Source organism: Streptomyces sp. NBC_01013, assembly GCF_045162765.1.
Classification (GTDB): Bacteria; Actinomycetota; Actinomycetes; order Streptomycetales; family Streptomycetaceae; genus Streptomyces.
In genome coordinates this window covers 2,037,536-2,052,549 of sequence record NZ_CP108687.1, presented here as the reverse complement: position 1 = coordinate 2,052,549, position 15,014 = coordinate 2,037,536, and the positions used below count along the sequence as shown (strand labels likewise).

At 70.2% G+C, this 15,014-nt stretch carries 9 protein-coding genes; 7 read left to right on the top strand and 2 right to left on the bottom strand.

Annotation, left to right across the window (positions count from 1 at the left end):
* Positions 1-193 precede the first annotated feature (193 nt).
* Positions 194-1,423 (bottom strand): trypsin-like serine peptidase, encoded by a 1,230-nt coding sequence (locus tag OG538_RS08740; RefSeq protein ID WP_406091796.1) that lies wholly within the window; start codon positions 1,421-1,423, stop codon positions 194-196.
* A gap of 369 nt (positions 1,424-1,792) precedes the next feature.
* Between OG538_RS08740 and OG538_RS08735 the strand changes: the two genes are divergently transcribed.
* From OG538_RS08735 to OG538_RS08715, 5 genes are all read left to right on the top strand, one after another.
* A complete protein-coding gene (locus OG538_RS08735) occupies positions 1,793-3,172 on the top strand; it encodes a diaminobutyrate--2-oxoglutarate transaminase family protein (protein ID WP_406091794.1) in 1,380 nt (459 codons plus the stop codon).
* Positions 3,173-3,201: 29 nt separating this feature from the next.
* Positions 3,202-5,094 carry an IucA/IucC family protein gene (locus tag OG538_RS08730; RefSeq protein ID WP_406091792.1) on the top strand — a complete coding sequence of 631 codons (1,893 nt, stop codon included), beginning with the start codon at positions 3,202-3,204 and terminating at the stop codon, positions 5,092-5,094.
* Between the two features lie 85 nt (positions 5,095-5,179).
* Complete coding sequence (locus tag OG538_RS08725) at positions 5,180-5,902, top strand: GNAT family N-acetyltransferase (RefSeq protein WP_406091790.1); 723 nt, start codon at positions 5,180-5,182, stop codon at positions 5,900-5,902.
* Positions 5,903-5,962: 60 nt separating this feature from the next.
* Positions 5,963-7,903, top strand: a complete 1,941-nt coding sequence (locus tag OG538_RS08720) for an IucA/IucC family protein (RefSeq protein ID WP_406091788.1) — start codon at positions 5,963-5,965, stop codon at positions 7,901-7,903.
* Positions 7,904-7,941: 38 nt separating this feature from the next.
* On the top strand, positions 7,942-9,912 hold the full coding sequence (locus tag OG538_RS08715; RefSeq protein WP_406091786.1) for an ATP-dependent DNA helicase: 1,971 nt from the start codon (positions 7,942-7,944) through the stop codon (positions 9,910-9,912).
* Positions 9,913-10,050: 138 nt separating this feature from the next.
* Here the strand turns inward: OG538_RS08715 and lexA are convergent, their stop codons facing one another.
* On the bottom strand, positions 10,051-10,845 hold the full coding sequence (gene lexA / locus OG538_RS08710; protein ID WP_219573501.1) for a transcriptional repressor LexA: 795 nt from the start codon (positions 10,843-10,845) through the stop codon (positions 10,051-10,053).
* A 581-nt stretch (positions 10,846-11,426) separates the two neighbouring features.
* On the opposite strand from lexA, the gene nrdR reads away from it, so the two are divergent.
* Both nrdR and OG538_RS08700 read left to right on the top strand, forming a co-directional pair.
* A complete protein-coding gene (nrdR, locus tag OG538_RS08705; RefSeq protein WP_406091783.1) occupies positions 11,427-11,939 on the top strand; it encodes a transcriptional regulator NrdR in 513 nt (170 codons plus the stop codon).
* A 166-nt stretch (positions 11,940-12,105) separates the two neighbouring features.
* Positions 12,106-15,012, top strand: a complete 2,907-nt coding sequence (locus OG538_RS08700) for a vitamin B12-dependent ribonucleotide reductase (protein ID WP_406091781.1) — start codon at positions 12,106-12,108, stop codon at positions 15,010-15,012.
* The last annotated feature ends 2 nt before the right edge of the window (positions 15,013-15,014 follow it).

Below are 15,014 nucleotides of genomic sequence, written 5' to 3'. Positions count from 1 at the left end.
TCCTCCGCACCTGGGCGGACGACGACCCGACCTGGGACCCGCCCTCACAGGGGGGCGTCGCTGGGCCGGTCACGCCGTCTCCGAGCTCTGCGCTCCGCCGGGGCGGGGGAGGCATCCATCGGTCATGGCTCGATCCCCCGCCTCATAACTGCGCGTACCCGACTCCGTCACCCGCCCCGGGTGACGGTCGGTCCTACTGTCCTGCGTACTTCTTGCTGACCGAGTCGTAGACGCCCTTGGCCTCCTTGCCGAGGCGGGGTCCGGCCAGCCAGCCGGCCGTCACCGGGCCGATGGAGGTGTTGGAGACCAGAGCGGGCTTGCCGTCCTGCCCCGCCGCGACCCAGCCGCCGCCGGACGAACCGCCGGTCATCGTGCAGCCGATGCGGTACATCGTCGGGTCGTCCTTGGTGAGCGAAAGCCGGCCGGGCTTGTCCTTGCACTGGAAGAGCTTCTGGCCGTCGTACGGCGGAGCAGCAGGGAAGCCGGTAGCCGTCATATCGGCGATCTTGGGGACCGCCGGGGCGTTGAACTCGACCGGCAGCGCCGAACCGACCGTCTCCTCCAGGGACTTCCCGGTCGAACCCTTCTCCGGCGTCACGTGCAGCACGGCGAAGTCGTACGGCGCACCCAGACCGCCGACCGATGCGCCCTGGTCGATCCACTGCTCGGAGGTCTGTGCCCACGAACCCCACCACACGCCGTACGGGGCGACCTTCTCCTTGGGCGGGTTGTTGCGCAGCTCGTCGGTCGACAGCCCGCTGTTGTTGTACGACGGGACGAAGGCGATGTTGCGGTACCAGCCGCCCTTCTTGCCCGCGTGCACGCAGTGACCCGCGGTCCACACCATGTTGGACTTTCCGGGGTGCGCCGGGTCCTTCACCACGGTTGCCGAACAGACCATCGAGCCCTCGGGGCCGTCGAAGAACAGCTTCCCCGACTCGGCGGCGTTGGCGTGGTACGGCGTCTGCACGCCAACCGCCCGGACCGGGACGGGTGTCGGGTCCGTCACGCCCTCGTCGCCGGAGATGTCGTTGTCGACCGGCTGCTCGGGTGCCTTGTCAGCGTCCCGCATCCGGTCCGGGTCCCAGAGCCCCTCGATGATGGGATTGATGTAGTCCTTGGCCTCACGCAGCCACTTGTCCTTGTCCCAGTTCTTCCACTCGCCGTCCTTCCACTGGTCGAGGTCGATCCCGTGCTCCTTGAGCCGGTCCTTCAGATCATCCGGAATGGTGATCTTGTTGTCCGACGTCTGGCCCGCGGAACTGCTGCTCGGTTCGGTGCTCGCATCGTCCTCGCTCGGCCCGCAGGCCGTCGCGGTGAGGGCGAGGACGGCGGTGACCGCCGCCGTCGCGAGCACGGTGGAAGGGGTGCGGCGAGCGCTCCCCCCACGGCGTGCGGTGAATCCTGGTCGAATGAGTCGCATCTCGTGATCCCCCTGGGACTTCGTAACTCAACGCTTCTGCACTGCACTTCTGTACTTCCGCACTGCTCCACTGCTCACGGGCGGGCTCCGTCGGACAACGGTCCAAGTGCCTTACCGGGCAGGCCAAAGCCTCCGGGAGGTGGTTCCGGAGCCATGGCACGGTCCCCCACTATGCCGGTGCAGTCGCGGACGGTGTGCGGCAGGGGCCGTGTTCGGCCCGCAAGGATCTTCGGACCTACCCGTGATCCGCCGCGCCCGGCGTCGTTGGTACGTACGGGGGACACGGAGACAGCGTTCACCCCCGCAGTCCGTCCTTGCGGAATCGTGCTGACGTGCAACGCAACTGTTACAGCGGGAGGATCAACAGCCGTGGCCGTGACCGAACCAGCTCCGGCACCACCCCTCGCGCCCCACGAAGGCATCCTGCGCCGCCAGTCGCTGCGTGAATCGTCCGCCCGCACCTATGCGCGTTCGCTGCCGATCGTGCCGGTACGGGCACGGGGACTGACCATCGAGGGAGCGGACGGGCGGCGTTACCTCGACTGCTTGTCCGGAGCCGGCACGCTGGCTCTCGGGCACAACCATCCGGTCGTCCTGGAGGCGATCAAAAAGGTCCTCGACTCCGGTGCGCCCCTGCACGTGCTGGATCTGGCAACGCCGGTGAAGGACGCCTTCACCACGGAACTGTTCTCCACCCTGCCGCGGGAGTTCGCCGACAACGCCCGGATCCAGTTCTGCGGCCCGGCGGGCACCGACGCGGTCGAAGCCGCGTTCACCCTGGTCCGTGCCGCCACCGGCCGCAGCGGCCTGCTCGCCTTCACCGGCGCCTACCACGGCATGACGGCGGGCGCACTCGCCGCGTCCGGCGGTGCCGAGGACGTACGGGTGACCCGGCTCCCGTTCCCGCAGGACTACCGGTGCCCCTTCGGCACCGGCGGCGAACACGGTGCCGAACTCGCCGCGCGCTGGACCGAAAGCGTGCTGGACGACCCCAAGAGCGGAACACCAGCACCGGCCGGCATGATCCTCGAACCCGTCCAGGGCGAAGGCGGGGTCAACCCCGCCCCCGACGGCTGGATGCGCCGGATGCGGAGGATCACCGCATCCCGGTCCATCCCCCTGATCGCCGACGAGGTGCAGACCGGCGTCGGCCGGACCGGCGCCTTCTGGGCCGTCGAGCACAGCGGCATCGTGCCCGACGTCATGGTGCTGTCCAAGGCCATCGGAGGCTCCCTGCCGCTCGCCGTGATCGTCTACCGCTCCGAACTCGACACCTGGCAACCAGGCGCCCACGCAGGCACGTTCCGCGGCAACCAGCTCGCCATGGCCGCCGGTACCGCCACCCTCGCCCACGTGCGGGAGAACCGGCTCGCCGAGCGGGCCGGGGACCTCGGCGCCCGGATGCTGGCGAGCCTGCGGGCGCTGGCCTCCCATCACCCTTGCATCGGCGACGTCCGCGGCCGGGGCCTGATGATCGGCGTCGAACTCGTCGACCCGGAGGCCGCCCCGGTGGGCGCGGGCGGCGAGGCGCCACCGGACCCCGTCCTGGCCCAGGCAGTCCAGCAGGAGTGCCTGCACCGAGGGCTCATCGTCGAACTCGGCGGACGTCACTCCACGGTCGTGCGCCTTCTCCCACCCCTCACGCTCACCGACGAACAGGCGACAGCGGTCGTCGACCGCCTCGCCGACGCCCTGGCAGCCGCCGAGCGTTCACCGCACCGACGGACCGCGACCGGGTCGATCCGCTGACCCCGGAAACCATCACAGGAAAGACCGCCGTGAACCCCACCCCCGCGCCCGAGGCCGACGGCCCTCCCTCCAGCCACCCCCGGGGAGAGGCCGGGACCTTCGGCCACCTCGCCGTCGAGGCGTCGACCGTGCCGCGCCAGAAGGAGGTGCCGCACGCCCAGTGGCACGCCCACCGGACGGCGACCGCCTGCCCCGCACCGGCACCCGACCCCCTGGACCACCCGGACCCGCTCCGCGCCGCCGACGTGGCGGGTATCGAGAACCTGTTGCGCTGCTGGGTCCGGGAATGCGACCTGCCCCGGCCGGAGGGGGAGACGCTCCGCATCCCGCTCCCCGCCAGCGGCACCGCTCTGCTCGTCCCCGTCCGCCACTGGTCCGCGACCGGCTGGCACCGCTTCGGACCGCCCCTCCTCGAACAGGCCCCCGAAGGCGCTCCGACCGCCGACGCCGTCACCGTCGCCGCTCTCCTGGGCCGCGAGGCCGACCACGACGAGGGCGCCGACATGGTCGCCAGAGTGGCCGACTCGGTGCGCCGGACCGCCGGATTCATCGAGGGGCAACGGCGCCGGCCCCACGCGCCCGCGGAGGCGGACCTCTTCCTCACCGCCGAGCAGTCGCTCCTCCTCGGCCATCCGCTCCACCCCTCGCCCAAGAGCAGGGAAGGCCTCTCCGACTCCGAGTCCCGCCTCTACTCACCCGAGTCGCACGGCTCCTTCGCGCTCCACTGGATGGCCGTCGACCGATCCGTGCTGGCCACCGACTCCGCCTGGACCGATCAGGGACGCCCGGTCCCGGCCACGGAACTCGTGGCCCGCCACGCCGAAGGCCTGCGGCTCCCCCCGCGCACCGCGCCGATCCCGCTCCACCCCTGGCAGGCCCGCGAGCTGGCGATGCGGCCCGAAGTCGCCGCCCTGACCGACTCCGGCCTGCTGCACGACCTCGGTCCGTACGGCGAGCGCTGGCACCCCACGTCCTCGGTGCGTACCGTGCAACGCCCCGGCGTCGATCTGATGCTGAAGCTCTCACTCGGCGTACGCATCACCAACTCCCGCCGGGAAAACCTCCGCAAGGAACTCCACCGGGGCGTGGAGGTCCACCGGCTGCTGCGCAGCGGACTCGCTCGCCAGTGGCACGCGGTCCACCCCGGTTTCGACATCGTCCGGGACCCCGCGTGGCTCGCGGTCGACAGCCCGGAGGGCGAACACATCCCCGGCCTCGACGTCATGCTGCGCCACAACCCCTTCCACCGGTACGACGACGCGGTCTGCATCGCCGGTCTCACCGCGCCGCGGCCCTGGCCCGACCGGCCGGAGATGCGCTCCCGCCTCGCCGACATCGTCCGCCGCCTCGCCGCCTCCACCGGGCGGACCACGACGGCCGTGGCAGCCGAATGGTTCCTGCGCTACCTGGACCGCGTGGTGCGGCCCGTCCTCTGGCTCGACGGCAACGCCGGGGTCGCCCTGGAGGCGCACCAGCAGAACACCCTCGTCCTGCTCGACGCCGAGGGCTGGCCGGTCGGTGGCCGCTACCGCGACAATCAGGGTTACTACTTCCGCGAGTCCCATCGCGCCGCTCTCGACCACAGGCTCCCCGGCATCGGATCGGACAGCGACACCTTCGTCTCCGACGCCGTCACCGACGAACGCTTCGCGTACTACCTCGGCATCAACAACGTGTTCGGACTGATCGGGGCGTTCGGCGCCCAGCAGCTCGCCGACGAACAGGTGCTCCTCGCCGCCTTCCGGCGGTTCCTGACATCGGCCGTCGCCCTGGGGTCCCCGCTCCCCGCCCAACTGCTGGAAACCCGCCGCCTGCGCTGCAAGGCCAACATGCTGACGCGCCTGCGCGGCCTCGACGAACTCGTCGGGCCGGTGGACACCCAGTCCGTCTACGTCACCATCACCAACCCCCTGTGCGGCTGAGGAAACCACCCCGCGTCCCGGCAGGGGCGGCACAAGCCGCCCGCTTCAGCCCGGGACGCCGAGCGACGAGAGAGGAGAGGTCACCGTGCCTCCCGCCGATGCGCCCGCCGACCCCGGGCCCGGCCCCGCTCCCCGGTCCGGGCCGGGCGGCCAGGACACGCTGGATCTGCGGCTCACCGCCGAACTTCTCCCGTCCCTGTGGGAAGAGGCCCCCGTGTCCCGGTGCGGACCGGGGGCCGGTCTGCTCGACCGGCCGGCGGAGTGGAAGCCGGTCACGACCCCGGCGGGAGTGTTCCAGCTCGTCCCCGTGCGTCTGGAACGGGATCTCGCGGTGATCAGCCGCTGGATGAACGACCCCGCCGTAGCGGCCTTCTGGGAACTCGCAGGAGCCGAGTCCGTCACCGCCGGTCACCTGACACCCCAACTCGACGGGGACGGACGCAGCATCCCTTTTCTGGGGGTGCTCTCCGGTGTCCCGATGAGCTACTGGGAGATCTACCGGGCCGACCTCGACCCCCTGGCCCGTCACTGCCCGGTCCGGCCGCACGACACCGGCATCCACCTCCTCATCGGCGAGGTGGACCAACGCGGCCACGGGATCGGAAGCCAACTGCTGCGGGCCGTCTCCGACCTCGTACTCGACAACCGCCCCCGGTGCACCCGGGTCCTCGCCGAGCCCGACCTGCGTAACACGCCGTCCGTCTCCGCCTTCCTGAGCGCCGGCTTCCGCTACTCCGCGGAAGTCCAGCTCCCGGACAAGCGGGCCGCGCTGATGGTCCGCGACCGAGCCCACCGTGCCCAGCTGTGAATGACCCGCTGCCCCGCCCACACCGCTCGAACCCCGTCGGTTCCCACCCGAGGAGTCCCCGTGCCGAAATATCCCGCGAGCCGTGCTGCAGACCGGTCGCCCGCGCTGCTCAGCACCCCGGAACTGAACCGCACGGTCTGGGACCGGGCCGCAGCCCGGCTGCTCGCCAAGATGCTCGGCGAATTCGCCTACGAGGAGGTCGTCCAGCCCGTTCCGCGATCCGTCGGGGACGATACGTACACCCTCGTGCTCGACGACGGCGGCAGCCTGAGCTTCAGCGCCCGGCGGGGGGTCTACGGCAGCTGGCGCGTCGCCCCCGACTCGATCCGAGAGGCGAGCAGCGAGGCGACGGAGGCCGACGCCACAGCCGCGGCCGGCGGTGCGACGGAGGCCGTCGGGGCCGGCAGTGAGGCAGGGGCCGGGGCGCCGGCCCGGGGCCACGTGGCGGGCAGCGTCCCCTTCCGGGATCCGCTGCTGTTCCTCGCGCGTGCCCGCCGTCTGCTCGACCTGGACGGTGCCACCCTCGGCCATCTCGTCCGTGAGCTCACCACCACGCTCAGCGCCGACGCCCGCCTCGACCACGGCGCACTCAGCGCCGCCGAGCTGGCCGACCTCGACTACGCCGAGCTCGAAGGCCATCAGACGGGCCACCCCTGGATCGTGGCCAACAAGGGGCGGCTCGGCTTCTCCGCCGCCGACGCGGCCCGCTTCACCCCTGAGGCCCGCACGCCGGTCACCCTGCCGTGGATCGCGGTCTCCTCCCGGATCGCCGCCTACCGGGGCGTGGGCGCGCTCGCCGACCCGGGCCGGCTTTACGCCCTGGAGCTGGACCCCGAGGTCCGCGCGTCCTTCTCCGCCGCGCTGCGCGGCCGCGGCCTCGACCCGGACGGCTATTACTGCCTCCCCGTCCACCCCTGGCAGTGGGACGAGTGGATCGTGCCGCTGTTCGCCCCGGCCATCGCCACCGGCGACATCGTCCCTCTGCACGCCGACCCGGACCTGCGGCTGCCGCAACAGTCCATCCGCACCTTCGCCAACCTGGCGCGACCCGACAGGCACACGGTCAAACTCCCGCTGTCCATCCTCAACACGCTGGTCTGGCGGGGCCTGCCGACCGAACGCACCCTCGCCGCGCCCGCCGTCACCAGCTGGGTGCACGGCATGCGCGACAACGATCCGTTCCTGCGCGACACCTGTGGCGTCATCCTCCTCGGCGAGGTCGCCTCGGTCACGGTCGAGCATCCGCTCTACGACCACCTCCCCGAGACGCCGTACCAGTTCAAGGAGATCCTCGGAGCGATCTGGCGCGAGCCCCTCCTGCCGCGCCTCGTGCCGGGCGAGCGGGCTCGCACGCTCGCCTCCCTGCTGCACACCGACCCGCAGGGCCGCGCCTTCACCGCCGAGCTGGTCGCCCGCTCCGGGCTGACACCGACCGTCTGGCTCACCCGGCTCTTCTCCGCGCTGCTCCCCCCGCTGCTGCACTTCCTGTACCGCTACGGCACTGTCTTCTCCCCGCACGGCGAGAACGCCATCGTCGTTTTCGACGACCGTGACGTCCCGGTGCGGCTGGCGATCAAGGACTTCGTCGACGACGTGAACGTCAGCGCCCGGCCGCTGCCCGAACACGACACGATGCCGCCGGACGTGCGGCGCGTCCTGCTCACCGAGGAACCCGCCTTCCTCACCCAGTTCATCCACTCCGGTCTCTTCACCGGCGTCTTCCGGTTCCTCTCCCCGCTCTGCGAGGAACAGCTCGGAGTTCCGGAGAACGTGTTCTGGTCACTCGTCCGGGCGGAGATCCTGCGCCACCACGCCCGCTTCCCCGAACTGAAGGAAAGGTTCGAGATGTTCGACATGCTGACGCCCCGCATCGAACGCCTCTGCCTGAACCGCAACCGTCTGCACCTGGACGGCTACCGTGACCGGCCCGAACGCCCGCACGCGGCGGTCCACGGCACGGTGGCCAATCCGCTCCACCTCGCCGCCCGAGTCCGGGAGTGAGCGTTGTTGTCAGTGGCGCCCCGTAGGCTGGTCGGGCTATGACGAAGCCATCCCTTCCCGAGCTCCTGCACGCCGCCGTGACCGCCGTCGGCGGTACGGAGCGACCTGGCCAGGCCGCCATGGCCGACGCCGTCGCCGAGGCCGTGGACGACCGATCCCACCTGCTCGTCCAGGCGGGCACCGGCACGGGCAAGTCGCTCGGCTACCTGGTGCCCGCCCTCGCACACGGCGAGCGCGTCGTGGTGGCCACGGCGACTCTGGCCCTCCAGCGCCAGCTCGTGGAGCGCGATCTTCCGCGTACGGTCAACGCCCTGCATCCGCTGCTGCGCCGCCGCCCGCAGTTCGCCATGCTCAAGGGCCGGTCGAACTACCTCTGTCTGCACCGGCTCCACGAGGGCGTCCCGCAGGAGGAGGAGGAAGGGCTCTTCGACCAGTTCGAGGCCGCGGCCCCGTCGAGCAAGCTCGGCCAGGACCTGCTGCGCATGCGGGACTGGGCGGACGAGACGGAGACGGGCGACCGGGACGACCTCACCCCCGGTGTCTCGGACCGTGCCTGGGCGCAGATCTCCGTCTCCTCCCGGGAGTGTCTGGGCGCCACCAAGTGCGCGTACGGCGCCGAGTGTTTCGCCGAGCAGGCCCGTGAGCGCGCCAAGCTCGCCGATGTGGTGGTGACCAACCACGCGCTCCTCGCCATCGACGCGATCGAGGGCGCCCCGGTGCTCCCGCAGCACGAGGTGCTGATCGTGGACGAGGCCCACGAGCTGGTCTCCCGGGTCACCGGGGTGGCCACCGGTGAGCTCACCCCCGGCCAGGTCAACCGCGCGGTGCGCCGCGCGGCGAAGCTGGTCAACGAGAAGGCCGCCGATGCCCTGCAGACGGCTTCGGAGGGGTTCGAGCGGGTGATGGAGCTGGCACTGCCCGGCCGGCTGGAGGAGGTGCCCGAGGACCTCGGATACGCACTGATGGCGCTGCGCGACGCCGCCCGCACGGTGATCACCGCACTCGGCTCCACCCGCGACAAGTCCGTCCAGGACGAGGACGCGGTCCGCAAGCAGGCGCTGGCCTCGGTCGAATCGATCCATGCCGTGGCCGAGCGGATCACGCAGGGCTCCGAGTACGACGTCGTCTGGTTCGAGCGCCATGACCGCTTCGGCGCCTCCGTGCGGGTCGCCCCGCTCTCGGTCTCCGGGTTGCTGCGCGAGAAGCTCTTCGCCGAACGCTCCGTGGTCCTCACCTCGGCCACCCTCAAGCTCGGTGGTGACTTCAACGGAGTGGGGGCTTCCCTCGGTCTCTCCCCGGAGGGCACGGCGGGCGATGATGTCCCGCAGTGGAAGGGGCTCGACGTGGGCTCGCCCTTCGACTACCCCAAGCAGGGGATCCTGTACGTCGCCCGGCATCTGGCGACCCCCGGCAGGGAGGGTTCGCGCACCGACATGCTGGACGAGCTCGCCGAGCTGGTGGAGGCCGCAGGCGGCCGCACGCTCGGACTGTTCTCCTCCATGCGGGCGGCCCAGGCCGCCGCCGAGGAACTGCGGGGCCGACTGGAGAAGCCGATCCTGCTCCAGGGCGAGGAGACCCTGGGGGAGCTGATCAAGAACTTCGCGGCCGACCCCGAGACCTGTCTCTTCGGCACGCTCTCACTCTGGCAGGGTGTTGACGTCCCCGGGGCGAGCTGTCAGCTGGTGATCATGGACCGCATCCCGTTCCCGCGGCCCGACGACCCGCTGATGAGCGCACGCCAGAAGGCGGTCGAGGAGGCAGGGGGCAACGGCTTCATGGCCGTGGCCGCCACGCACGCGGCCTTGCTGATGGCCCAGGGCGCCGGCCGTCTGGTGCGCGCCACCGGCGACAAGGGTGTGGTCGCGGTCCTCGACCCGCGCCTGGCCAATGCCAGGTACGGCAGCTATCTCCGGGCCTCGCTCCCCGACTTCTGGTATACGACGGACCCGAACCAGGCGCGCCGCTCCCTCGCTGCGATCGACGCGGCCGCCAAGGCCGAGTCGAAGTAGGCCGAACAGGCCGCACGGACACGGCCTGCCCGAACAGGCCGCACGGACACGGCCTGCCCGAACAGGCCGCACGGACACGGCCAGGGCCCCTGAATCCGCGGTCCGGATTCAGGGGCCCTGTGGGACACGGGTGGGGCTTCACACCCGTCGCAGCACCGCCACGACCTTGCCGAGGATCGTCGCCTCGTCACCGGGGATCGGCTGGTACGCGGAGTTGTGCGGGAGCAGCCACACATGGCCGTCCTCGCGCTTGAAGCGTTTGACCGTGGCCTCGCCGTCCAGCATGGCGGCGACGATGTCGCCGTTCTCCGCCACGGGCTGGCGGCGCACCGTGACCCAGTCCCCGTCGCAGATCGCCGCTTCGATCATCGAGTCACCGACGACCTTCAGCACGAAGAGCTCTCCGTCCCCGACCAGCTGGCGGGGGAGGGGGAACACGTCCTCGACCGACTCCTCGGCGAGGATCGGCCCACCGGCCGCGATCCGGCCCACCAGCGGCACGTACGAGGCCGCGGGCTTTCCGGTGGTGTCCGTGGGCTGGGTGCTGGGCTGGTCCGAACCACGCACCTCGTACGCCCGGGGGCGATGGGGGTCGCGGCGCAGGAAGCCCTTGCGCTCCAGGGCCATCAGCTGGTGTGCGACGGAGGACGTGCTGGAAAGGCCCACCGCCTGACCGATCTCCCGCATCGACGGGGGGTAGCCCCGCCGTTGTACGGAGTCCCGGATGACCTCGATCACTCGCCGCTGCCGGTCCGTGAGCCCCGAGCTGTCCGCCCGGATTCCAGGAGGTCGTCCGGGCAGCGAGCGCGCTGGGCGCGCGGGCTCCGGCCCCTCCGTGTTCGTGACTGAGTCATTCATGGCATGCACCGGCTCGAGTCGGCTCTGGGAGCGGTCCTGGGCAGTGATGATGGCACTGTCTGCGGTGGTGGTCACGTCGGCCCCTCTCGAATGGTCTCCCTAGCTGGACAACGGTAGTAGCTTTCGAAAGGTTGCGCCAAACACACGTTCGAGTGAAAAACGAATAAAAGTCTATCGAGTGCTCAGTGCCGGGTGTATGAGCGGAGTGGGGAGAGGTGTTCCGCAGTCGGGCCGGCCCTGTGTCCGCCTGGGTGGACCGACCCGCAATTCGGACCATTACGCTACCCTCCGCGCTCCTGGCGTCGCCGCGCGGGGTGGCCGCCCCGGCCCGCCCGGGGTGCGCGCGAGGGTGGCCGTCCGACCGTTCGTGCGGGCCGGATGCGGGCGCCCCGCACTCGGCGGCGCCGACCGCTTCCCGTACCCTCGTGGTCGGTCGTACGCTGCCTTCCGGCCGCTCGGGGCGCGCGACACGCGCCAGGGCCAAATGCGCGACCAAACCCAAGATCTAGTGGTTGGATTGCTGCGGCCGCCCAGAAGTTGTGGTCCCCGGTCCATCGGGGGTGTGGTCATCGCCTATGCTTGAGACCGCTTCGAAGGCCCCTCACCGGGCCTGAAGAGGCTATTCAGTCGTGCTGTGTGAAGGAGGGTTGGGAGCCATGCACTGCCCCTTCTGCAGGCACCCCGACAGCCGGGTCGTCGACAGTCGCACCACCGACGACGGGACCTCGATCCGCCGGCGTCGCCAGTGCCCCGACTGCTCCCGCCGCTTCACCACGGTGGAGACCTGCTCGCTGATGGTGGTCAAACGCAGCGGCGTTACGGAGCCCTTCAGTCGCACCAAGGTCATCTCCGGCGTGCGCAAGGCGTGCCAGGGGCGACCGGTCACCGAGGACGCCCTCGCCAAGCTCGGCCAGCGGGTCGAGGAGGCGGTGCGCGCCACCGGCAGCGCCGAGCTCACCACTCACGACGTCGGTCTGGCCATTCTCGGGCCCCTGCAGGAACTCGACCTCGTCGCGTACCTGCGGTTCGCGTCCGTCTACCGGGCCTTCGACAGCCTCGAGGACTTCGAGGCCGCCATCGTGGAACTCCGCGAGCGACGGCCTGCCGTACAAGCACGCGGGACCGGCGAGACCCTTGAGGTCCCCGTTCCCGCCGTCGCCGCCGACTGAGCGGCATTCGCCGGCCCCGCTGATCCCAGGATCGGTGGCGGGCCGGCACCTGGACCTGCTCCGGGCGACGCATGACGTAAAGCGGCGTCCGAAGCATCAGACACACACTGTGCCCGGGGAAGTTCTCGGCACTTCAGGGCGTTTTTGCCCACATATGGGAGGCGGCATGACAGAGACGGCGAGCGGCCCGGCACGAGGTTCCCGCACCAAGGGAACCAAGTCGACTGCGACCAAGCAGGGCCTGCGTATCGAGCGCATCCACACCACTCCCGGCGTGCATCCGTACGACGAGGTGGCGTGGGAGCGCCGTGACGTCGTCATGACCAACTGGCGCGACGGCTCGATCAACTTCGAGCAGCGTGGCGTCGAGTTCCCCGACTTCTGGTCGGTGAACGCGGTCAACATCGTCACCAGCAAGTACTTCCGCGGGGCCGTCGGCACCCCTCAGCGCGAGACCGGTCTGCGACAGCTGATCGACCGGATCGTGAAGACGTACCGGAAGGCCGGCGAGGACTACAACTACTTCGCTTCTCCCGCGGACGCGGAGATCTTCGAGCACGAGCTGGCGTACGCCCTCCTGCACCAGATCTTCAGCTTCAACTCGCCGGTCTGGTTCAACGTCGGCACGCCCCAGCCGCAGCAGGTCTCCGCCTGCTTCATCCTGGCCGTCGACGACTCCATGGAGTCCATCCTCGACTGGTACAAGGAAGAGGGAATGATCTTCAAGGGCGGCTCCGGTGCCGGCCTGAACCTCTCCCGGATCCGCTCCTCCAAGGAGCTCCTGTCCTCCGGCGGCAACGCCTCCGGGCCGGTCTCCTTCATGCGTGGCGCCGACGCGTCCGCCGGAACGATCAAGTCCGGTGGTGCCACTCGTCGCGCGGCGAAGATGGTCATCCTCGACGTCGACCACCCCGACATCGAGAACTTCATCGAGACCAAGGTGAAGGAGGAGGAGAAGATCCGCGCCCTGCGTGACGCGGGCTTCGACATGGACCTGGGCGGCGACGACATCACGTCCGTCCAGTACCAGAACGCCAACAACTCGGTCCGGGTGAACGACGAGTTCATGAAGGCCGTCGAGTCCGGCGGCAAGTTCGGGCTGCGCGCCCGCATGACCGGCGAGGTCATCGAAGAGGTCGAGGCCAAGTCCCTCTTCCGCAAGATGGCCGAGGCGGCCTGGGCCTGTGCCGACCCCGGCATCCAGTACGACGACACGATCAACCAGTGGCACACCTGCCCGGAGTCCGGCCGGATCAACGGCTCGAACCCGTGCAGTGAGTACATGCACCTGGACAACACCTCGTGCAACCTCGCCTCGCTGAACCTGATGAAGTTCCTCAAGGACGACGGCAAGGGCAAGCAGTCCTTCGAGTCCGAGCGCTTCGCCAAGGTCGTCGAGCTGGTCATCACCGCGATGGACATCTCCATCTGCTTCGCCGACTTCCCGACCGAGAAGATCGGCGAGAACACCCGCGCCTTCCGCCAGCTGGGCATCGGCTACGCCAACCTCGGCGCCCTGCTGATGGCGACCGGTCACGCGTACGACAGCGACGGCGGCCGCGCGCTCGCCGGCGCCATCACCTCGCTGATGACCGGCACCTCGTACAAGCGCTCCGCCGAGCTGGCCGCGGTCGTCGGCCCGTACGACGGCTACGCCCGCAACGCCGAGCCGCACCAGCGCGTCATGAAGCAGCACGCCGACGCCAACGCGGTGGCCGTGCACGCCGACGACCTGGACAACCCGATCTGGGCCGCCGCGACGGAGGCCTGGCAGGACGTCATCCGGCTCGGCGCGAAGAACGGCTTCCGTAACGCGCAGGCCTCGGTCATCGCGCCCACCGGCACCATCGGTCTCGCCATGTCCTGCGACACCACCGGTCTTGAGCCCGACCTCGCCCTGGTCAAGTTCAAGAAGCTGGTCGGCGGCGGCTCCATGCAGATCGTCAACGGCACCGTCCCGCAGGCCCTGCGCCGCCTGGGTTACCAGGAGGAGCAGATCGAGGCGGTCGTCGCCCACATCGCCGAGAACGGCAACGTGATCGACGCACCCGGCCTGAAGACCGAGCACTACGAGGTCTTCGACTGCGCGATGGGCGAACGTTCCATCTCCGCGATGGGTCACGTGCGCATGATGGCGGCCATCCAGCCGTGGATCTCCGGCGCGCTCTCCAAGACGGTGAACCTGCCGGAGACGGCCACCGTCGAGGACGTCGAAGAGGTCTACTTCGAGGCGTGGAAGATGGGCGTCAAGGCGCTCGCGATCTACCGCGACAACTGCAAGGTCGGCCAGCCCCTCTCCGCGAAGACCAAGGAGAAGGAGAAGGAGGCGGTCACCGCCAAGGCCGAGGACACCATCCGTACCGCGGTCGAGAAGGTCGTCGAGTACCGCCCGGTCCGCAAGCGGCTGCCCAAGGGCCGTCCCGGGATCACCACCTCCTTCACGGTGGGCGGCGCCGAGGGTTACATGACCGCCAACTCCTACCCGGACGACGGTCTCGGTGAGGTCTTCCTGAAGATGTCCAAGCAGGGCTCGACCCTCGCGGGCATGATGGACGCCTTCTCCATCGCCGTCTCGGTCGGTCTGCAGTACGGCGTCCCGCTGGAGACGTACGTCTCCAAGTTCACCAACATGCGCTTCGAGCCGGCCGGTATGACGGACGACCCGGACGTGCGGATGGCGCAGTCGATCGTCGACTACATCTTCCGCCGCCTGGCGCTGGACTTCCTGCCCTTCGAGACCCGCTCGGCCCTCGGCATCCACTCCGCCGAGGAGCGTCAGCGCCACCTGGACACCGGCTCCTACGAGCCGTCGTTCGAGGAGGAGCAGCTGGAGGCCGAGCGCCTGGTCCCGTCCGCCCCGGCCGCCCGGCCGGAGCCGCTGAAGGCGGTCGCCACCGTCGAGGAGGCCGGCACACCGGCCCCGAAGACGGCGCACACCTCGGCGGAGCTCGTCGAGATGCAGCTCGGCATCAGCGCCGACGCCCCGCTCTGCTTCTCCTGCGGTACGAAGATGCAGCGGGCCGGTTCCTGCTACATCTGCGAGGGCTGCGGCTCGACCAGCGGCTGCAGCTGAGA

What these genes read in the sequence shown, in the direction of transcription:
- nrdR (WP_406091783.1), top strand. Translation starts at nt 11,427, where the DNA reads ATGCACTGCCCCTTCTGCAGGCACCCCGACAGCCGGGTCGTCGACAGT.
- OG538_RS08700 (WP_406091781.1), top strand. Translation starts at nt 12,106, where the DNA reads ATGACAGAGACGGCGAGCGGCCCGGCACGAGGTTCCCGCACCAAGGGA.
- OG538_RS08740 (WP_406091796.1), bottom strand. Translation starts at nt 1,423, where the DNA reads ATGCGACTCATTCGACCAGGATTCACCGCACGCCGTGGGGGGAGCGCT.
- OG538_RS08715 (WP_406091786.1), top strand. Translation starts at nt 7,942, where the DNA reads ATGACGAAGCCATCCCTTCCCGAGCTCCTGCACGCCGCCGTGACCGCC.